Raw genomic sequence first — 21,703 nt, 5'->3', positions numbered from 1 at the left:
GAGCGTCGACGCGACGAAGGGGACCATGGGGTCGGCGGAGCCGGCGCAGTCGGGCACGACGCTGCCGGACGTGCTGGGGCTCGCCGCCTTCGACGACCACCACCCGCCCGCTCGCGAGCTCATCGACGACTGCGTGCACTGCGGGTTCTGTCTGCCGGCCTGCCCCACCTACAACCTGTGGGGCGAGGAGATGGACTCCCCGCGTGGGCGCATCTACCTCATGAAGGAGGGGCTCGAGGGCGAGCCGATGAGCCCGTCGATGGTCGAGCACATCGACAACTGCCTCGGGTGCATGGCGTGCGTGACGGCCTGCCCCTCGGGCGTGCAGTACGACAAGCTCATCGAGGCCACGCGCCAGCAGGTGCAGCGGCGCGGCTCGCAGCACCGTTCGGTGGGGGAGCGGGCCGTCCGCGAGGCGATCTTCGCGCTGTTCCCCCGGCCGGACCGGCTCCGGCTCATGCGCGGACCGCTGGCCCTGTACCAGCGCAGCGGGCTGTCCAGGCTCGTCCGCGGCTCGGGCGTCCTGGAGCGGATCTCCCCGACGCTGGCCACGATGGAGGCCATCGCCCCGCCCGTGCAGCGCCAGGTGCGCATCCCGGAGGTCATGCCCGCCAAGGGGCCCCGCCGGATGACCGTGGGGATGCTGCTCGGCTGCGTCCAGCGCGAGTTCTACCCCGGGGTCAACGCCGCCACGGTGCGGGTGCTCAACCTCGAGGGCTGTGACGTCGTCACCCCGCCCGCGCAGGAGTGCTGCGGGGCGCTGTCCGTCCACGCCGGGCGCGAGGAGGAGGGCCTGCGGTACGCCCGTGCCCTCATCGACGCGTTCAGCGACGCCGGCGTCGAGCGCATCGTGGTCAACTCCGCGGGCTGCGGCTCGACCATGAAGGACTACGCGCACCTCCTCGCGGACGACCCCGCCTACGCCGAGCGTGCGCGGGCGTTCTCGGACAAGGTCCGCGACATCTCCGAGATCCTCGTCGAGCTCGGTCCGGTCGCGCAGCGGCACCCGTTGCCCGTCACGATCGCCTACCACGACGCGTGCCACCTCTCGCACGCCCAGGGGGTGCGGGCGCAGCCCCGTCAGCTCCTTCGCGGGATCCCCGGGCTGTCGCTCAAGGAGATCGCCGACGGCGACCTGTGCTGCGGGTCTGCCGGCATCTACAATCTCGTGCGTCCCGAACCGGCCCGCGAGCTGGGCGACCGCAAGGCGACGAACGTCGCGGCCACCCAGGCCGAGCTGCTCGTGACGTCCAACCCCGGGTGCCTGCTGCAGATCACCGACGCCCTCGGGCGCCAGGGCAAGCACATGGCGACGGCGCACATGATCCTCGTGCTCGACGCGTCGCTGCGCGGGCTGCCGGTCCAGACACTCCTGGAGAACCCGCCGCGCAAGGACCCGACCCGGCCGAAGGTGGGCCGGTTCGGCGCGGGACCCGCGCCGGAGGCGGTCCCGGCCGCCGCGGACGCGGCGGGCGGCGGGTGCGGGACGTGCGCCTGCGGCGCAGGTGGGTGCGGCTGATCCCGGCCCAGAGCGGATCGGCACCCTGAGCGCCGACCCTGGCCTGAGCGGCGTCGCGTGAGCGGCGCCGCTCCTCGGCGTGCCCGCGTTCTCGCCCTTCCTGGCGAGCCGGGTGGCTCTGGCGTGCCCCCTGGCTCGCCCTCGGCGTGCGCCCGCCGGGGGCACCCCTGCACCGGCGCGCTTGCGGGGGCAGCCGTCCGCCGCCCGCCGCAACGTTCTCCCCCTCCCCGCCCGACTCGTCCTGGTTGACGCGGGCAGCCCTGCGACCCTTGTTATCGGAACTCGTCTGGGGTATTGCCCTCGCGGTGTGATGCGGACTACTGTCCTGTCGTTACTCCGGTACGTGAACCATAGTTTCCGTATCGTGAAATTCACGGACATGACCGGCGAGGGTGCCGGTCCCTGGGAGGGCTCGTGGACAACCTAGCTGTACTGGCACTACTCGCAGCGTTGCCGATCATCATCGTCGGCACGCTCCTCATCGGATTCCGCTGGCCGGCCAAGTACGCCATGCCGGTCGGCCTCGTGGCCGTGGTGATCATCGCCGCGGCGGTCTGGCAGATGAGCTGGAACGCCATCGCCGCCTCGACGGTGCAGGGCGTCCTCATCGCCATCGGGCTGCTCTGGATCGTGTTCGGGGCGCTGCTGCTGCTCGAGACCATCACCAAGAGCGGAGCCCTGGACACCATCCGGGCCGGCTTCACCCGGATCAGTGCGGACCGTCGCATCCAGGTCATCATCATCGCCTGGCTCTTCGGCTCCTTCATCGAGGGCGCCGCCGGCTTCGGCACGCCGGCCGCCGTCGTCTCGCCCCTGCTGCTCGCGCTGGGCTTCCCGGCCATGGCGGCGGTCATGGCGGGTCTGATCATCCAGTCCACCCCGGTGAGCTTCGGCGCCGTCGGGACGCCGATGAACGTCGGCATCGGCACGGGCCTGTCGGGCACCGACGGCACCCTCGTCGAGAACGCCGCCGCACGTGCGGGGGCTCTCGGCCTGGACCAGAGCGAGTTCATCGCGCACACGGCCACCCAGGTGGCCACGATCCACGCCATCGTGGGCCTGCTCGTCCCGCTCTTCATGGTGACGCTCATGACCGGCTTCTTCGGCGAGAAGCGCGACTTCCGAGCCGGCCTCGCCGTGGCCCCCTTTGCGCTCTACGCCGCGCTGGCCATGATCCTGCCCTACCTGGCGGTCGCCTACCTGCTGGGCCCGGAGTTCCCCTCCATGCTCGGGGGGTTCATCGGCCTGGTCGTGGTCATGTACACCTCGTCCAAGGGCTTCCTCATGCCCAAGGACGTCTGGGACTTCCCGCCGCGGGAGCGGTGGAGCCCCCGGTGGATGGGAACCGTGGACCCCCTTGAGGAGGCGTCGCACCTCACCAAGCGGATGTCGATGACCCGGGCGTGGGCGCCCTACGTCATCGTCGCCGCGCTGCTCCTCATCACCCGCAACATCCCCGCCGTCAAGGCGTTCCTCACGGGTCCGGCGGTCATCAAGGTCCAGGACATCTTCGGCTCGGGCATCTCGCAGAACATGGACCTGCTGTACTCCCCGGGCGCCATCTTCCTGCTCGCGATCCTCATCACCTACGTGCTGCACCGGATGAACAGCAAGAAGATCGCCGCGTCCTGGAAGGTCGCCAGCGGCCAGCTGCTCGGGGCGGCCTTCGCGCTGCTGACGGCCCTGCCGCTCGTCCGGATCTTCATCAACTCCGGGACCAACTTCAACGACTCGGGGTACAACTCCATGCCGCTCACGCTCGCCGAGGGCGCTGCGGATCTGATGGGGCAGAACTGGCCCGTCATCGCCCCGACCATCGGCGCGCTCGGCGCGTTCGTCGCGGGGTCGAACACGGTGTCGAACATGATGTTCTCGCTGTTCCAGTTCTCCACCGGTGAGGGGATCGGGGCGTCCAGCCCCGAGACCGTCGTGGCCGCCCAGGCCGTCGGTGGCGCGGCCGGCAACATGGTCGCCATCCACAACATCGTGGCCGCCGCAGCCACGGTGGGCCTCCTCGGCCGCGAGGGCGACCTCATCCGCAAGACCATCATCCCCATGACCTACTACGTGCTGGCCGCAGGTGCCATCGCGTACATGTGGATCTTCGGGATCGGCCTCAACATCGGCCTCGTCCTCTTCGTCGCGGTCTACCTCGTCCTCGCTGTCGTCGCGCGGAAGCTCTGGACCGCCCCGCAGGTCGACAACAAGGAGCTGCAGCTCGCGAAGATCTGACCCCGTCCGGCCGCCTCACGGCCGGCTGCTCGACCGACGACGCGACCCCCCGGCCGGGGGGTCGCGTCGTTGCGGACCGGACCTCATCCGCCGGCCCACCGGAGGTCGACTCGTGCTCGGTCCACGCGAAGCCAGCTCCACGGGTGCGGGACACCGCGACCACCGGCGTCACGGGCGACGTCTGCCGGTGCTCGGGAAGTGGCGCCACGACTCGCTCGCCTCGTTCGGGTGGTGTGGGGGGGGCGGTCGGGTGGCGTGTGGCGGCTGGGTGGTGGGGGTGTGGTGTAGGCCATGGTGGGTGGGTTTGACGGTGGGGGTGGGGGCTGCTTAATATTTCTGAGTCCCGCCAGGGAGGTACGGACACCGTGATGGTGGCCGTTCCCGCGGGACTTTCCCTCTTCGGTTCGTGGTGTTGTGCTGCGGTCGTTGGTGGGGTGCCTGGCCGGCGTGGTTCGGTCGATGGAGCTGGGAGACTGGTGAAGTTGACTGGGTGCGGTGGGGGGTATAAGTTAGAGAGGTTGCCCCAGTTCGGGTCCGAGGGTTGTTTCGGGTCTGGGTGGTGTGTGTCTGTTTCTTGAGAACTCAACAGTGTGCCAAGTTTTTGATGCCATTTGATTCTGGGTGTCGTGGCTGGTCTTCCTGCTTTTTGTGGGTGGGGGGGTTGGTTGTGGTGTCTGGGGTCTTTGTTTTGTTTTGGTTATCGCGCCTGGTCCTGGCCCCCGGTTGGGTCTGGGTGTGTGTAGTCATGGGTTTGCTCTTGGCCTGCTTTGGTGGGTTGGGGGTGTGCTCTTCGTATGGTTTGTCGGCCGCGCTTTTGGGTGTGGTTTGGCGAGTGTTTTTTAACGGAGAGTTTGATCCTGGCTCAGGACGAACGCTGGCGGCGTGCTTAACACATGCAAGTCGAACGATGATGCCAGCTTGCTGGTGGATTAGTGGCGAACGGGTGAGTAACACGTGAGCAACCTGCCCCTGACTTCGGGATAACCGCGGGAAACCGTGGCTAATACCGGATATGACGCGCTATCGCATGGTGGTGTGTGGAAAGATTTATCGGTTGGGGATGGGCTCGCGGCCTATCAGCTTGTTGGTGGGGTGATGGCCTACCAAGGCGACGACGGGTAGCCGGCCTGAGAGGGTGACCGGCCACACTGGGACTGAGACACGGCCCAGACTCCTACGGGAGGCAGCAGTGGGGAATATTGCACAATGGGCGCAAGCCTGATGCAGCGACGCCGCGTGAGGGATGACGGCCTTCGGGTTGTAAACCTCTTTCAGTAGGGAAGAAGGCCTTCGGGTTGACGGTACCTGCAGAAGAAGCGCCGGCTAACTACGTGCCAGCAGCCGCGGTAATACGTAGGGCGCAAGCGTTGTCCGGAATTATTGGGCGTAAAGAGCTCGTAGGCGGTTTGTCGCGTCTGCTGTGAAAACGCGAGGCTTAACCTCGCGCCTGCAGTGGGTACGGGCAGACTAGAGTGCGGTAGGGGAGACTGGAATTCCTGGTGTAGCGGTGGAATGCGCAGATATCAGGAGGAACACCGGTGGCGAAGGCGGGTCTCTGGGCCGTTACTGACGCTGAGGAGCGAAAGCATGGGGAGCGAACAGGATTAGATACCCTGGTAGTCCATGCCGTAAACGTTGGGCACTAGGTGTGGGACCCATTCCACGGGTTCCGTGCCGCAGCTAACGCATTAAGTGCCCCGCCTGGGGAGTACGGCCGCAAGGCTAAAACTCAAAGGAATTGACGGGGGCCCGCACAAGCGGCGGAGCATGCGGATTAATTCGATGCAACGCGAAGAACCTTACCAAGGCTTGACATACACCGGAAACATCCAGAGATGGGTGCCCCGCAAGGTCGGTGTACAGGTGGTGCATGGTTGTCGTCAGCTCGTGTCGTGAGATGTTGGGTTAAGTCCCGCAACGAGCGCAACCCTTGTCCTGTGTTGCCAGCGGGTTATGCCGGGGACTCATGGGAGACTGCCGGGGTCAACTCGGAGGAAGGTGGGGATGACGTCAAATCATCATGCCCCTTATGTCTTGGGCTTCACGCATGCTACAATGGCCGGTACAAAGGGTTGCGATGCCGTGAGGTGGAGCGAATCCCAAAAAGCCGGTCTCAGTTCGGATTGGGGTCTGCAACTCGACCCCATGAAGTCGGAGTCGCTAGTAATCGCAGATCAGCAACGCTGCGGTGAATACGTTCTCGGGCCTTGTACACACCGCCCGTCACGTCACGAAAGTCGGTAACACCCGAAGCCGGTGGCCCAACCTCTTGTAGGGGGGAGCCGTCGAAGGTGGGACTGGCGATTGGGACGAAGTCGTAACAAGGTAGCCGTACCGGAAGGTGCGGCTGGATCACCTCCTTTCTAAGGAGCTTCACAGCGCATCCGCGTCCCTGTTCGGGGGGTGGGTGTTTGTGGCTGCTGTCGGTGGCGAGTGTTCACCGGGCAGTTCGCTCACGGGTGGAACGTCAAGGACTTGTGCATGCTGTTGGGTCCTGAGGGAACAGGCCCGCGCCGACCGGTTGTGCCGGTGGGTGTGGTGGCTGGCCTTCTGGTGACCATTCCTGGTCCGGTCCCCCGTGTTGGTTGGGGGGTTCGGGCGGGTGTTGGTGCGTTGTTTGAGAACTGTACAGTGGACGCGAGCATCTTTGATCTTTTGTGGCAAGTTTTTAAGAGCATTCGGTGGATGCCTTGGCACCAGGAGCCGAAGAAGGACGTTGTAGCCTGCGATAAGCCTCGGGGAGCTGGCAAACGAGCTGTGATCCGAGGGTGTCCGAATGGGGAAACCCGGCCAGAGTCATGTCTGGTTACCCGCGCCTGAATATATAGGGCGTGTGGGGGGAACGTGGGGAAGTGAAACATCTCAGTACCCACAGGAAGAGATATTCCGTGAGTAGTGGCGAGCGAAAGCGGATGAGGCTAAACCGGGGGTGTGTGATAGCCGGCGGGCGTTGCACCTTCGGGGTCGTGGGACCTGCTTACCGTCTCTGCCGGGGCGGTGTGGAGTGAGAAAGTCGTGGTGTAGTCGAACGGTCTGGGAAGGCCGGGCGTAGTGGGTGAGACCCCCGTAGACGAAACATCGCGGCCTCCTTGGAGGTATCCCGAGTAGCACGGGGCCCGTGAAATCCCGTGTGAATCTGCCAAGACCACTTGGTAAGCCTAAATACTACCTGGTGACCGATAGCGGACTAGTACCGTGAGGGAAAGGTGAAAAGTACCCCGGGAGGGGAGTGAAATAGTACCTGAAACCGGATGCTTACAATCCGTCGGAGCCTCCATGGTTGGGGTGACGGCGTGCCTTTTGAAGAATGAGCCTGCGAGTTAGTGGCATGTGGCGAGGTTAACCCGTGTGGGGAAGCCGTAGCGAAAGCGAGTCCGAATAGGGCGTCTTTAGTCGCGTGCTCTAGACCCGAAGCGGAGTGATCTACCCATGGGCAGGTTGAAGCGCGGGTAAGACCGCGTGGAGGACCGAACCCACTTAGGTTGAAAACTGAGGGGATGACCTGTGGGTAGGGGTGAAAGGCCAATCAAACTCCGTGATAGCTGGTTCTCCCCGAAATGCATTTAGGTGCAGCGTCATGTGTTTCTTGCCGGAGGTAGAGCTACTGGATGGCCGATGGGCCCTACAAGGTTACTGACGTCAACCAAACTCCGAATGCCGGTAAGTGAGAGCATGGCAGTGAGACTGCGGGGGATAAGCTTCGTAGTCGAGAGGGAAACAGCCCAGACCACCAGCTAAGGCCCCCAAGCGTGTGCTAAGTGGGAAAGGATGTGGAGTTGCACAGACAACCAGGAGGTTGGCTTAGAAGCAGCCACCCTTGAAAGAGTGCGTAATAGCTCACTGGTCAAGTGATTCTGCGCCGACAATGTAGCGGGGCTCAAGCACACCGCCGAAGCTGTGGCATTCACGCATACCCCAGCACCTACTTGATGGGTGTTCAGGGGCGTGGATGGGTAGGGGAGCGTCGTGTGGGAGGTGAAGCTGCGGGGTGACCCAGTGGTGGATCCCACACGAGTGAGAATGCAGGCATGAGTAGCGAATGACGGGTGAGAAACCCGTCCGCCGAATGACCAAGGGTTCCAGGGCCAGGCTAATCCGCCCTGGGTAAGTCGGGACCTAAGGCGAGGCCGACAGGCGTAGTCGATGGACAACGGGTTGATATTCCCGTACCGGCGAAGGACCGACCATACCGAGCCCGGTGATGCTGACCACCCAAACTTGTCTTCTGGCCTTCGGGCCGGGCGGCGAGGGCGCGTGGGACCCGATCCGGTAGTAGGTAAGCGTGTTAACAGGGGTGACGCAGACAGGTAGCCACCGCGTGCTTAATGGCAATGCACGTCTAAGGATGCAGGGCGGGGTGCAGGCAAATCCGCACCCCATATGAGCCTCAGATCCGATAGTGACCCCGTAGGGGGGAAGTAGGGTGATCCTATGCTGCCTAGAAAAGCCTCGACGCGAGGGACTAGCCGCCCGTACCCTAAACCGACTCAGGTGGTCAGGTAGAGTATACCAAGGCGATCGAGAGAATCGTGGTTAAGGAACTCGGCAAAATGCCCCCGTAACTTCGGGAGAAGGGGGGCCTGAGGGGTGAAGCCACTTGCTGGCTAGCCTTTGAGGGCCGCAGAGACCAGGGAGAAGCGACTGTTTACTAAAAACACAGGTCCGTGCGAAGTCGCAAGACGATGTATACGGACTGACGCCTGCCCGGTGCTGGAAGGTTAAGAGGACGGGTCAGCCGCAAGGCGAAGCTCAGAATTTAAGCCCCAGTAAACGGCGGTGGTAACTATAACCATCCTAAGGTAGCGAAATTCCTTGTCGGGTAAGTTCCGACCTGCACGAATGGCGTAACGACTTCTCCGCTGTCTCAACCGCGAACTCGGCGAAATTGCACTACGAGTAAAGATGCTCGTTACGCGCAGCAGGACGGAAAGACCCCGGGACCTTTACTATAGCTTGGTATTGGTGTTCGGTACGGCTTGTGTAGGATAGGTGGGAGACTGTGAAGCATTCACGCCAGTGAGTGTGGAGTCATCGTTGAAATACCACTCTGGTCGTACTGCACATCTAACCTCGGTCCGTGATCCGGACCAGGGACAGTGCCTGGTGGGTAGTTTAACTGGGGCGGTTGCCTCCTAAAATGTAACGGAGGCGCTCAAAGGTTCCCTCAGCCTGGTTGGCAATCAGGTGTCGAGTGCAAGTGCACAAGGGAGCTTGACTGTGAGACTGACAGGTCGAGCAGGGACGAAAGTCGGAACTAGTGATCCGGCGGTGGCTTGTGGAAGCGCCGTCGCTCAACGGATAAAAGGTACCCCGGGGATAACAGGCTGATCTTGCCCAAGAGTCCATATCGACGGCATGGTTTGGCACCTCGATGTCGGCTCGTCGCATCCTGGGGCTGGAGTAGGTCCCAAGGGTTGGGCTGTTCGCCCATTAAAGCGGTACGCGAGCTGGGTTTAGAACGTCGTGAGACAGTTCGGTCCCTATCCGCTGCGCGCGCAGGAAACTTGAGAAGGGCTGTCCCTAGTACGAGAGGACCGGGACGGACGAACCTCTGGTGTGCCAGTTGTTCCGCCAGGAGCACGGCTGGTTGGCTACGTTCGGGAGGGATAACCGCTGAAAGCATCTAAGCGGGAAGCCTGCTTCAAGATGAGGTTTCCACCAGGCTTGTCCTGGGAAGGCCCCCAGCAGACCACTGGGTTGATAGGCCGGATGTGGAAGCGAGGACTAACGACTCGTGAAGCTGACCGGTACTAATTGGCCGACAACTTGCCACAACACAAAGCATCAAACAGCTGCTTGCGTCCACTGTACGGTTCCCGGGTAACGCACCCCGGCACCCCACCCACCACACCCCCACACGGGGGCCAGCTGGTGGTCACGGGGTGACGGAACGGTTGCGACAACTCGACAGAGTTACGGCGGTCATAGCGAGGGGGAAACGCCCGGTCCCATTCCGAACCCGGAAGCTAAGCCCCTCAGCGCCGATGGTACTGCACGGGAGACTGTGTGGGAGAGTAGGACACCGCCGAACACCATTGTGGAAAGGCCACACCCGAAAGGGTGTGGCCTTTCTGCATTCCCGACCCATGAGCTGGCCACGCCCGAACGGGCCGGCCCTTGATGCACTCCCGCCTGCGCCCCCCGACCCCCTCCCAGGCGTCCCTCCTTCTCGGACGTCACGCCCAGCGGACACCGATGCCAGCCCGGGCCTTGATCGCGCCCACGCGCCGAAGGGCGCCGCGCCGGTTAGCCCGTGCCGGTGTCCGACGCTCGACCACATGCGCAGCGGGGGAAGCGGGTCGCTCTAGACTCAGTCGCATGGATGACACAGCTACCGGCCCCTGAGTTCGGTCATTCGCTTAGTGCCTGAGTTTTCCCGGTCGTGAGGGCGTCGATGATGGTCCGTCGGTCGGGGTCGATGTGCGGCGGGATGGTTTGGGTGGCGCCGTTGGCCGTGATGGTCGCTGAGCGCAGCGGCCGGAGCTGGCGGATGACGTTGCGGATCGCGAGCCCAGAGCGGGCCTGGACCTCGCGGGAGACGGCCAGTGCGGTGAACACGATGGTCAGGTGGGCCTCGATCGCGTCCCGGGTTCGAACGAACATGGGCCGGGCGGCCAGATCGGTCTTGGACATCCGAAACGACTGCTCGACGTGCCAGAGCTCGTGGTACGACCCGATGACCTCACCCGCGGGCATCAGCCGGGCGGGGATGTTCGTGACGTAGCCCTTGAGCCCGACCAGGCGCCGCGCCCTGGCGAGGGCGGCCTCGTCCAGGCTGCGCGCGTCACCGGTGGTCTTGACGAACCGCGGGGTCCGGGTGGCCTTCTCCCCGGCGATGACCGCGCGGGCCCGGTTCTCCTGCAACGTCAACGTCTTCCCGTCCCGCGCCGCCCGCTTGGCCGAGTAGGCCCAGACCGCCCGCCACGACCCAGGGTGGCGGTCACGGTCCCAGATCGGCTCGACCTTGACCGCTTCGTTGTTCTCGCTGCGGTGCCGCCCGGTCCGGGGCGTGAGGGTGTCGATGACCTGGGCGTCGGTGAACGCGTCCCCGTGCCAGCGGAAGTGCGAGGCCAGGTCCAGCGGTGCCTTGGTCACCCGGGAGCCGACGATGAAGCGCAGGTTCGCCTCCTCCAGAGCGGCCAGGTTGCCCGCCGAGAGCATCCCGGCGTCGGCGACGACGACCATGTCCTCGACGCCGTGCCGGTCCTGGAACTGCTTGACGATCGGCACGATCGTGGCGGTCTCGGCCTGGTTGCCCTCGTAGCAGCCGATCTCGAGCGGGAACCCGTGCCGGTCGACGAGCAGGCCGACGACGATCTGCGGGTCGACGCGGCGTTCCTTGGAGTAGCCGACCTTGCGCAGGTCGTCCTCCTTCTCCGCCTCGAAGTACAACGTCGTCACGTCGTACAAGCACAGCGAGACGTCACCGCTGGTCACCGCGTGGGTGAAGCACAACGCGGCGACCTTGTCCCGGTAGGCGCCGGGCCCCTCGCCGGCCGCGGCCCGGGCCAGGGTGCGGCGCATCGTCTTCTCACTCGCCGGCCTCACGCCGAGGTCGGTCAGCACCCGGGCGGTGTCCAGGATCGAGGTCGGCTCCACGATCCGGGCGATCACCAGGTCCCGGAACACCTCATCGCCCAGGGCGTCGAACCCCAGATCGGTGAACACCGCGGCGAGTGCGTCGTAGAGCACCCGAGAGGAGGTCGCCACCACCCGGGGCGGTGCGACCGGTCCCCGCCGCTCCTGTACCGGGGAGCCCGGCTCGCCGAAGAGAGCCGCCACTCCGGGCCGGCCGATCAGCGTCGTTCTGGGCGCCGCCGGCTCGAGGCCGAGGTCGAGCTGGTCCTGGCCCGGGTCGTCCAGCAGCTCCCGCGCCCGCTCGACGAGCAGCCCGAGCTCGGCCTCGGTATGCGCCGACCCGACGTGCACGACGATCCGCCGACGACCCCCAACGGACTCAGCGATCTGCACGGCCGTCGCCCCCGAGGCCGTCCGCACCCGCCGGATCCACGCCACAAACCCCACGGTAGAGCACCAATTAGTGCCTCAGAACCGCCTCCCACGCTCCCATCACCGCAGGTCAACGAACTACGCGATCCCGCAGCGCGACGCGGTGACCAAACTCAGGTCGGACGTCACGCCCAGCGGACACCGATGCCAGCCCGGGCCTTGATCGCGCCCACGCGCCGAAGGGCGCCGCGCCGGTTAGCCCGTGCCGGTGTCCGACGCTCGACCACATGCGCAGCGGGGGAAGCGGGTCGCTCTAGACTCAGTCGCATGGATGACACAGCTACCGGCCCGGACATCAAGCCCCGTAGCCGCACGGTCACGGATGGCATCGAGGCCACCGCCGCGCGCGGCATGCTTCGAGCGGTGGGTATGGGTGACGAGGACTTCGCCAAGCCCCAGATCGGCGTCGCGAGCTCCTGGAACGAGATCACTCCTTGCAACCTCTCCCTCGACCGGCTGGCGCAGGCCGCGAAGGACGGTGTCCACGCAGGTGGCGGGTATCCCCTCCAGTTCGGGACCATCTCGGTCTCTGACGGGATCTCGATGGGGCACGAGGGGATGCACTTCTCGCTGGTCTCGCGGGACGTGATCGCCGACTCCGTCGAGACCGTCATGCAGGCGGAGCGCCTCGATGGATCGGTCCTGCTCGCCGGCTGTGACAAGTCGCTTCCCGGCATGCTCATGGCAGCGGCGCGGCTCGACCTGGCGAGCGTCTTCATTTACGCCGGCACCATCATGCCGGGATGGGTCAAGCTCTCGGACGGCACCGAGAAGGACGTGACCATCATCGATGCGTTCGAGGCGGTCGGAGCCTGCTCCCGCGGCCTCATGAGCACCGAGGACCTCGAGCGGATCGAGCGCGCGATCTGTCCCGGTGAGGGTGCCTGTGGTGGCTACTACACGGCGAACACCATGGCGACGGTCGCCGAGGCGATCGGCATGTCGATCCCCGGTTCGGCCAGCCCGCCGTCGGCCGACCGGCGCCGCGACGCCGCCGCCCGACGGGCCGGGGAGGCCGTGGTGGAGCTGCTCCGGCAGGGCATCACCTCCCACGACATCATGACGAAGGCAGCGTTCGAGAACGCCATCGCGGTGGTCCAGGCCTTCGGCGGTTCGACGAACGCGGTTCTCCACCTCTTGGCCGTCGCCCACGAGGCGGACGTCGACCTCACCCTCGACGACTTCCGGCGCATCGGCGCCAAGGTGCCCCACCTCGCCGACCTCAAGCCCTACGGCCGTTACGTCATGAACGACGTGGACCGGGTGGGTGGCATCCAGGTGGTCATGAGGTCGCTGCTCGACGCCGGCCTCCTCGACGGTGACTGCATGACGGTCACGGGCCAGACCGTGGCGGAGAACCTCGAGAAGCTCGACCCGCCCGCACCGGACGGGAAGGTGCTCCGCGCGGCGTCGACCCCGATCGCCCCGACCGGTGGCATCACGATCCTCCACGGCTCGCTCGCTCCCGAGGGCGCCGTCGTGAAGTCGGCCGGCTTCGAGTCCGACGTCTTCGAGGGCAGCGCGCGCGTGTTCGACCGCGAACGGGCTGCGATGGACGCGCTCGAGAACGGCACGATCGGTCATGGGGACGTTGTCGTGATCCGGTACGAGGGGCCCAAGGGTGGGCCGGGCATGCGCGAGATGCTCGCGATCACCGGCGCCATCAAGGGCGCCGGCCTCGGCAAGGACGTCCTGCTGCTCACGGACGGCCGGTTCTCGGGTGGCACCACCGGTCTGTGCGTGGGACACATCGCCCCCGAGGCGGTCGACGGCGGTCCCATCGCGTTCATCCAGGACGGCGACCAGATCCGGCTCGACGTCGCCGGTGGTCGCCTCGAGCTTCTCGTCGACGACGCCGAGCTGTCCCGTCGCCGCGACGGCTGGCAGCCGCTGCCGCCCCGGTACACCAAGGGCGTCCTCGGCAAGTACACCAAGCTCGTCCGCTCGGCCTCCCGGGGAGCGATCCTCGAGTAGGGACGCGACGCCGGCCCCGGCCGTCGCCGACGCACCTCCCCAGCGCCCCACCCGACTCGGGTGGGGCGCTGTCGCACTCCCGCTCGCCTCGTTCGGGTGGTGTGGGGGGGCGGTCGGGTGGCGTGTGGCGGCTGGGTGGTGGGGGTGTGGTGTAGGCCATGGTGGGTGGGTTTGACGGTGGGGGTGGGGGCTGCTTAATATTTCTGAGTCCCGCCAGGGAGGTACGGACACCGTGATGGTGGCCGTTCCCGCGGGACTTTCCCTCTTCGGTTCGTGGTGTTGTGCTGCGGTCGTTGGTGGGGTGCCTGGCCGGCGTGGTTCGGTCGATGGAGCTGGGAGACTGGTGAAGTTGACTGGGTGCGGTGGGGGGTATAAGTTAGAGAGGTTGCCCCAGTTCGGGTCCGGGGGTTGTTTCGGGTCTGGGTGGTGTGTGTCTGTTTCTTGAGAACTCAACAGTGTGCCAAGTTTTTGATGCCATTTGATTCTGGGTGTCGTGGCTGGTCTTCCTGCTTTTTGTGGGTGGGGGGGTTGGTTGTGGTGTCTGGGGTCTTTGTTTTGTTTTGGTTATCGCGCCTGGTCCTGGCCCCCGGTTGGGTCTGGGTGTGTGTAGTCATGGGTTTGCTCTTGGCCTGCTTTGGTGGGTTGGGGGTGTGCTCTTCGTATGGTTTGTCGGCCGCGCTTTTGGGTGTGGTTTGGCGAGTGTTTTTTAACGGAGAGTTTGATCCTGGCTCAGGACGAACGCTGGCGGCGTGCTTAACACATGCAAGTCGAACGATGATGCCAGCTTGCTGGTGGATTAGTGGCGAACGGGTGAGTAACACGTGAGCAACCTGCCCCTGACTTCGGGATAACCGCGGGAAACCGTGGCTAATACCGGATATGACGCGCTATCGCATGGTGGTGTGTGGAAAGATTTATCGGTTGGGGATGGGCTCGCGGCCTATCAGCTTGTTGGTGGGGTGATGGCCTACCAAGGCGACGACGGGTAGCCGGCCTGAGAGGGTGACCGGCCACACTGGGACTGAGACACGGCCCAGACTCCTACGGGAGGCAGCAGTGGGGAATATTGCACAATGGGCGCAAGCCTGATGCAGCGACGCCGCGTGAGGGATGACGGCCTTCGGGTTGTAAACCTCTTTCAGTAGGGAAGAAGGCCTTCGGGTTGACGGTACCTGCAGAAGAAGCGCCGGCTAACTACGTGCCAGCAGCCGCGGTAATACGTAGGGCGCAAGCGTTGTCCGGAATTATTGGGCGTAAAGAGCTCGTAGGCGGTTTGTCGCGTCTGCTGTGAAAACGCGAGGCTTAACCTCGCGCCTGCAGTGGGTACGGGCAGACTAGAGTGCGGTAGGGGAGACTGGAATTCCTGGTGTAGCGGTGGAATGCGCAGATATCAGGAGGAACACCGGTGGCGAAGGCGGGTCTCTGGGCCGTTACTGACGCTGAGGAGCGAAAGCATGGGGAGCGAACAGGATTAGATACCCTGGTAGTCCATGCCGTAAACGTTGGGCACTAGGTGTGGGACCCATTCCACGGGTTCCGTGCCGCAGCTAACGCATTAAGTGCCCCGCCTGGGGAGTACGGCCGCAAGGCTAAAACTCAAAGGAATTGACGGGGGCCCGCACAAGCGGCGGAGCATGCGGATTAATTCGATGCAACGCGAAGAACCTTACCAAGGCTTGACATACACCGGAAACATCCAGAGATGGGTGCCCCGCAAGGTCGGTGTACAGGTGGTGCATGGTTGTCGTCAGCTCGTGTCGTGAGATGTTGGGTTAAGTCCCGCAACGAGCGCAACCCTTGTCCTGTGTTGCCAGCGGGTTATGCCGGGGACTCATGGGAGACTGCCGGGGTCAACTCGGAGGAAGGTGGGGATGACGTCAAATCATCATGCCCCTTATGTCTTGGGCTTCACGCATGCTACAATGGCCGGTACAAAGGGTTGCGATGCCGTGAGGTGGAGCGAATCCCAAAAAGCCGGTCTCAGTTCGGATTGGGGTCTGCAACTCGACCCCATGAAGTCGGAGTCGCTAGTAATCGCAGATCAGCAACGCTGCGGTGAATACGTTCTCGGGCCTTGTACACACCGCCCGTCACGTCACGAAAGTCGGTAACACCCGAAGCCGGTGGCCCAACCTCTTGTAGGGGGGAGCCGTCGAAGGTGGGACTGGCGATTGGGACGAAGTCGTAACAAGGTAGCCGTACCGGAAGGTGCGGCTGGATCACCTCCTTTCTAAGGAGCTTCACAGCGCATCCGCGTCCCTGTTCGGGGGGGTGGGTGTTTGTGGCTGCTGTCGGTGGCGAGTGTTCACCGGGCAGTTCGCTCACGGGTGGAACGTCAAGGACTTGTGCATGCTGTTGGGTCCTGAGGGAACAGGCCCGCGCCGACCGGTTGTGCCGGTGGGTGTGGTGGCTGGCCTTCTGGTGACCATTCCTGGTCCGGTCCCCCGTGTTGGTTGGGGGGTTCGGGCGGGTGTTGGTGCGTTGTTTGAGAACTGTACAGTGGACGCGAGCATCTTTGATCTTTTGTGGCAAGTTTTTAAGAGCATTCGGTGGATGCCTTGGCACCAGGAGCCGAAGAAGGACGTTGTAGCCTGCGATAAGCCTCGGGGAGCTGGCAAACGAGCTGTGATCCGAGGGTGTCCGAATGGGGAAACCCGGCCAGAGTCATGTCTGGTTACCCGCGCCTGAATATATAGGGCGTGTGGGGGGAACGTGGGGAAGTGAAACATCTCAGTACCCACAGGAAGAGATATTCCGTGAGTAGTGGCGAGCGAAAGCGGATGAGGCTAAACCGGGGGTGTGTGATAGCCGGCGGGCGTTGCACCTTCGGGGTCGTGGGACCTGCTTACCGTCTCTGCCGGGGCGGTGTGGAGTGAGAAAGTCGTGGTGTAGTCGAACGGTCTGGGAAGGCCGGGCGTAGTGGGTGAGACCCCCGTAGACGAAACATCGCGGCCTCCTTGGAGGTATCCCGAGTAGCACGGGGCCCGTGAAATCCCGTGTGAATCTGCCAAGACCACTTGGTAAGCCTAAATACTACCTGGTGACCGATAGCGGACTAGTACCGTGAGGGAAAGGTGAAAAGTACCCCGGGAGGGGAGTGAAATAGTACCTGAAACCGGATGCTTACAATCCGTCGGAGCCTCCATGGTTGGGGTGACGGCGTGCCTTTTGAAGAATGAGCCTGCGAGTTAGTGGCATGTGGCGAGGTTAACCCGTGTGGGGAAGCCGTAGCGAAAGCGAGTCCGAATAGGGCGTCTTTAGTCGCGTGCTCTAGACCCGAAGCGGAGTGATCTACCCATGGGCAGGTTGAAGCGCGGGTAAGACCGCGTGGAGGACCGAACCCACTTAGGTTGAAAACTGAGGGGATGACCTGTGGGTAGGGGTGAAAGGCCAATCAAACTCCGTGATAGCTGGTTCTCCCCGAAATGCATTTAGGTGCAGCGTCATGTGTTTCTTGCCGGAGGTAGAGCTACTGGATGGCCGATGGGCCCTACAAGGTTACTGACGTCAACCAAACTCCGAATGCCGGTAAGTGAGAGCATGGCAGTGAGACTGCGGGGGATAAGCTTCGTAGTCGAGAGGGAAACAGCCCAGACCACCAGCTAAGGCCCCCAAGCGTGTGCTAAGTGGGAAAGGATGTGGAGTTGCACAGACAACCAGGAGGTTGGCTTAGAAGCAGCCACCCTTGAAAGAGTGCGTAATAGCTCACTGGTCAAGTGATTCTGCGCCGACAATGTAGCGGGGCTCAAGCACACCGCCGAAGCTGTGGCATTCACGCATACCCCAGCACCTACTTGATGGGTGTTCAGGGGCGTGGATGGGTAGGGGAGCGTCGTGTGGGAGGTGAAGCTGCGGGGTGACCCAGTGGTGGATCCCACACGAGTGAGAATGCAGGCATGAGTAGCGAATGACGGGTGAGAAACCCGTCCGCCGAATGACCAAGGGTTCCAGGGCCAGGCTAATCCGCCCTGGGTAAGTCGGGACCTAAGGCGAGGCCGACAGGCGTAGTCGATGGACAACGGGTTGATATTCCCGTACCGGCGAAGGACCGACCATACCGAGCCCGGTGATGCTGACCACCCAAACTTGTCTTCTGGCCTTCGGGCCGGGCGGCGAGGGCGCGTGGGACCCGATCCGGTAGTAGGTAAGCGTGTTAACAGGGGTGACGCAGACAGGTAGCCACCGCGTGCTTAATGGCAATGCACGTCTAAGGATGCAGGGCGGGGTGCAGGCAAATCCGCACCCCATATGAGCCTCAGATCCGATAGTGACCCCGTAGGGGGGAAGTAGGGTGATCCTATGCTGCCTAGAAAAGCCTCGACGCGAGGGACTAGCCGCCCGTACCCTAAACCGACTCAGGTGGTCAGGTAGAGTATACCAAGGCGATCGAGAGAATCGTGGTTAAGGAACTCGGCAAAATGCCCCCGTAACTTCGGGAGAAGGGGGGCCTGAGGGGTGAAGCCACTTGCTGGCTAGCCTTTGAGGGCCGCAGAGACCAGGGAGAAGCGACTGTTTACTAAAAACACAGGTCCGTGCGAAGTCGCAAGACGATGTATACGGACTGACGCCTGCCCGGTGCTGGAAGGTTAAGAGGACGGGTCAGCCGCAAGGCGAAGCTCAGAATTTAAGCCCCAGTAAACGGCGGTGGTAACTATAACCATCCTAAGGTAGCGAAATTCCTTGTCGGGTAAGTTCCGACCTGCACGAATGGCGTAACGACTTCTCCGCTGTCTCAACCGCGAACTCGGCGAAATTGCACTACGAGTAAAGATGCTCGTTACGCGCAGCAGGACGGAAAGACCCCGGGACCTTTACTATAGCTTGGTATTGGTGTTCGGTACGGCTTGTGTAGGATAGGTGGGAGACTGTGAAGCATTCACGCCAGTGAGTGTGGAGTCATCGTTGAAATACCACTCTGGTCGTACTGCACATCTAACCTCGGTCCGTGATCCGGACCAGGGACAGTGCCTGGTGGGTAGTTTAACTGGGGCGGTTGCCTCCTAAAATGTAACGGAGGCGCTCAAAGGTTCCCTCAGCCTGGTTGGCAATCAGGTGTCGAGTGCAAGTGCACAAGGGAGCTTGACTGTGAGACTGACAGGTCGAGCAGGGACGAAAGTCGGAACTAGTGATCCGGCGGTGGCTTGTGGAAGCGCCGTCGCTCAACGGATAAAAGGTACCCCGGGGATAACAGGCTGATCTTGCCCAAGAGTCCATATCGACGGCATGGTTTGGCACCTCGATGTCGGCTCGTCGCATCCTGGGGCTGGAGTAGGTCCCAAGGGTTGGGCTGTTCGCCCATTAAAGCGGTACGCGAGCTGGGTTTAGAACGTCGTGAGACAGTTCGGTCCCTATCCGCTGCGCGCGCAGGAAACTTGAGAAGGGCTGTCCCTAGTACGAGAGGACCGGGACGGACGAACCTCTGGTGTGCCAGTTGTTCCGCCAGGAGCACGGCTGGTTGGCTACGTTCGGGAGGGATAACCGCTGAAAGCATCTAAGCGGGAAGCCTGCTTCAAGATGAGGTTTCCACCAGGCTTGTCCTGGGAAGGCCCCCAGCAGACCACTGGGTTGATAGGCCGGATGTGGAAGCGAGGACTAACGACTCGTGAAGCTGACCGGTACTAATTGGCCGACAACTTGCCACAACACAAAGCATCAAACAGCTGCTTGCGTCCACTGTACGGTTCCCGGGTAACGCACCCCGGCACCCCACCCACCACACCCCCACACGGGGGCCAGCTGGTGGTCACGGGGTGACGGAACGGTTGCGACAACTCGACAGAGTTACGGCGGTCATAGCGAGGGGGAAACGCCCGGTCCCATTCCGAACCCGGAAGCTAAGCCCCTCAGCGCCGATGGTACTGCACGGGAGACTGTGTGGGAGAGTAGGACACCGCCGAACACCATTGTGGAAAGGCCACACCCGAAAGGGTGTGGCCTTTCTGCATTCCTGACCCAGGGACGGTCGCCGGGAGTCTGTTCTCCACAGGGCAGGCTCGCCTCGGCGACCGTCGTGCCCGAGGGCAGGCTTGCTCGACCGTTGTGCGCGCGGCCGGGCTCGGCGACGAGTCTCCAGACCGGAGTTCACCCGATCACTCGGTGAAGTCGCGTCAGAGCCCGCCGAGGACCTGTGCGAGGAGGATCTTGACCACCATGGCGGTGGGGTAGACGAGGGCGTATCCGAGCGCGACCCGGGGGTCGTGGCCGGTACGACCGTTGGCGTAGGCGAGGAGCGCCGGCTGTGTCTGCGTCCCCCCGAGGATCCCCGCAAGGCGGGTGCCGCCGCTGTGGAAGCCCCAACGCAGGACGGTGAAGGTCCCGACGCCGACCACGAGCGTGGTCGCGAGTCCGAGGACGAAGATGGCGACCACGTCGCCGGAGGTGAAGGCGTCGGTGATGAGCGAGCCGGCCTTGGTCCCGGCGTAGGCGAGGAAGACCAGCAGCCCGAACTCGGAGAGCACCATGGAAGCGGTGTAGGGCAGAGCGGTCACGACCCGACCGATCCGGCCGATGCGTCCCATGACCAGGCCGACGATGAGGGTGCCTGCCGCAGCGCCGATCGAGAACGTCCCACCGCCGGGGACGGGGATCGGGATCTCACCGAGGAGGAGGCCGACGAGCAGACCGAGGCCGAACGCCGCGGGGTTGATGTCCGAGAGGCCACGCGCGGAGTCCCCGAAGTACCGCGTGACCTCGTTCATCCGCGTGGTCGGCGCGACCACCCGGACCCGGTCGCCCATCTGGACGACGAGGTCGGGGGTTGCCACCATGTCGACATCCCCGCGCCGCACCCTCGCGACTGTCGCGTGGAACCTGGTCTCGAGGCCCAGCTGGCCGACCGTCCGGCCGGCGAGGCGAGGGTCGGAGACCGTCATCCGCCGGAAGTCCAGGTGCGAGCGGTCGAGCATGAGGTCGTGGGAGGAGCGGTGGCCGAGCTCGGCGGTGAGCGTCTCGATCTCGGTGGTCGGCCCGACGACGGTGATGACGTCGCCCGCGTGGAGCACGGTGTCGTCCGGCACGCTCTCGGCGGGTCCGGTCTCCTCCCGTCGGATCCGGGAGAAGAGCAGCTGGCCACCGTGCCTGCTGCGCAGGTCGGCGACGGTGGGCTCAGCCTCCGTGTCCACCCGCAGGGTGACGTCGACGACCGGTGCCGGGGCGTCGGTGTCGGTGGCGCTGGAGCGCAGGGCGAGCGTGGTCAGGGCCAGCATGCCGAGCACGCCGAACAGGTAGGAGACGGCGTAGCCCACCGTGGCCGCCGGTGTCCCGCCCGCCGCGGCGAGGGCGGGGGTGTTGGTGAGCGCGCCCGCGAAGGTCCCGGCGATCGTCTCGGCGCCGAGGCCGAGGCCGCGGCCCAGGCCCACCGCCGTGGCGGCTCCCGCGACGAGGACGGCAGCGACGGCAAGCATCACCGGCCAGGCGGTGCGCAGGGTGTGGAAGAAGTTGGGACCCGAGGTGATGCCGGTGACGAAGGCGAAGACCGCCAGGCCGAGGAACCCCACCACCTCCGGTATCTCCACCGCCGTGCCGTAGGAGTCGGCCCACGCCGTGACCCCGATGGCGCTGAAGAGCACCGCGGCCGCACCGAGCGAGATGCCCCGGACGGAGATCCGGCCGATGACGGCTCCGACCCCCAGCACTCCGAAGAGGAGCAGCAGCGGCTGCTCTGCGAGGGTCGTGAAGACTGCCTGCATGTCGGCTCCCCGGGGTCGGTCCTAGACGCAACCTAGTGCCGTGCAGCCGGGACGGGCAGTGGGCGGAGGTCACAAACGCGGTGTGCCGATCGCCACTCAGGCCCGTCGGCCGGCGCGCCGACCCAGCCGGTCGGGGACGCCACCGGCGCGCGGCGACGCCGCCCGGTGAGCGGTCATGCGATGACCCCAAGGCCGGTCGCGGCCTGCGCGCGGCGTCCCCGCGGTGATACCGGAGCGGTGAACAACCGTCCACCATCTGGCTCCGTGATCCACCATATGA

Annotated in this window: 5 protein-coding genes and 6 rRNA genes; 9 read left to right on the top strand and 2 right to left on the bottom strand. The window is 64.1% G+C overall.

Annotated elements, in window-relative coordinates; all coding sequences use genetic code 11:
• Positions 1 to 25 precede the first annotated feature (25 nt).
• From glcF to rrf (EDD32_RS00525), 5 genes are all read left to right on the top strand, one after another.
• Positions 26 to 1,519, top strand: a complete 1,494-nt coding sequence (gene glcF, locus EDD32_RS00545) for a glycolate oxidase subunit GlcF (RefSeq protein ID WP_454778679.1) — start codon at positions 26 to 28, stop codon at positions 1,517 to 1,519.
• 414 nt (positions 1,520 to 1,933) lie between these two features.
• A complete protein-coding gene (locus tag EDD32_RS00540) occupies positions 1,934 to 3,751 on the top strand; it encodes an L-lactate permease (protein WP_123913674.1) in 1,818 nt (605 codons plus the stop codon).
• Between the two features lie 839 nt (positions 3,752 to 4,590).
• Positions 4,591 to 6,114: ribosomal RNA gene (locus EDD32_RS00535) — 16S ribosomal RNA — on the top strand.
• A 295-nt stretch (positions 6,115 to 6,409) separates the two neighbouring features.
• Positions 6,410 to 9,525 (top strand): 23S ribosomal RNA (locus EDD32_RS00530).
• Between the two features lie 140 nt (positions 9,526 to 9,665).
• Positions 9,666 to 9,782 (top strand): 5S ribosomal RNA (gene rrf / locus EDD32_RS00525).
• The 16S, 23S and 5S rRNA genes sit together here, the layout of an rRNA operon.
• A gap of 320 nt (positions 9,783 to 10,102) precedes the next feature.
• Here the strand turns inward: rrf (EDD32_RS00525) and EDD32_RS00520 are convergent.
• Positions 10,103 to 11,767, bottom strand: coding sequence for an IS1634 family transposase (locus tag EDD32_RS00520; protein ID WP_123913672.1), 1,665 nt, complete (start codon positions 11,765 to 11,767; stop codon positions 10,103 to 10,105).
• 261 nt (positions 11,768 to 12,028) lie between these two features.
• Here EDD32_RS00520 and ilvD point away from each other — a divergent pair, with 261 nt between their 5' ends.
• From ilvD to rrf (EDD32_RS00500), 4 genes are all read left to right on the top strand, one after another.
• Positions 12,029 to 13,735: a dihydroxy-acid dehydratase gene (gene ilvD / locus EDD32_RS00515; protein WP_123913670.1), complete on the top strand. Its 1,707-nt coding sequence runs from the start codon at positions 12,029 to 12,031 to the stop codon at positions 13,733 to 13,735.
• Positions 13,736 to 14,441: 706 nt separating this feature from the next.
• Positions 14,442 to 15,965, top strand: a 16S ribosomal RNA gene (locus EDD32_RS00510).
• A 296-nt stretch (positions 15,966 to 16,261) separates the two neighbouring features.
• Positions 16,262 to 19,377, top strand: a 23S ribosomal RNA gene (locus tag EDD32_RS00505).
• Between the two features lie 140 nt (positions 19,378 to 19,517).
• Positions 19,518 to 19,634: ribosomal RNA gene (gene rrf / locus EDD32_RS00500) — 5S ribosomal RNA — on the top strand.
• Between the two features lie 208 nt (positions 19,635 to 19,842).
• Here the strand turns inward: rrf (EDD32_RS00500) and EDD32_RS00495 are convergent.
• Entirely contained in the window at positions 19,843 to 21,423 is a 1,581-nt protein-coding gene (locus EDD32_RS00495; RefSeq protein WP_123913668.1) for an aspartate:alanine exchanger family transporter, read from the bottom strand.
• Between the last annotated feature and the right edge of the window lie 280 nt (positions 21,424 to 21,703).

This window comes from Georgenia muralis (assembly GCF_003814705.1).
Classification (GTDB): domain Bacteria; phylum Actinomycetota; class Actinomycetes; order Actinomycetales; family Actinomycetaceae; genus Georgenia; species Georgenia muralis.
This window is presented reverse-complemented; position numbering and strand designations above follow the sequence as displayed.

Excerpts from the sequence above, each read along its gene's own strand:
- glcF (WP_454778679.1), top strand. The coding sequence starts at position 26 with ATGGGGTCGGCGGAGCCGGCGCAGTCGGGCACGACGCTGCCGGACGTG.
- ilvD (WP_123913670.1), top strand. The coding sequence starts at position 12,029 with ATGGATGACACAGCTACCGGCCCGGACATCAAGCCCCGTAGCCGCACG.
- EDD32_RS00495 (WP_123913668.1), bottom strand. The coding sequence starts at position 21,423 with ATGCAGGCAGTCTTCACGACCCTCGCAGAGCAGCCGCTGCTGCTCCTC.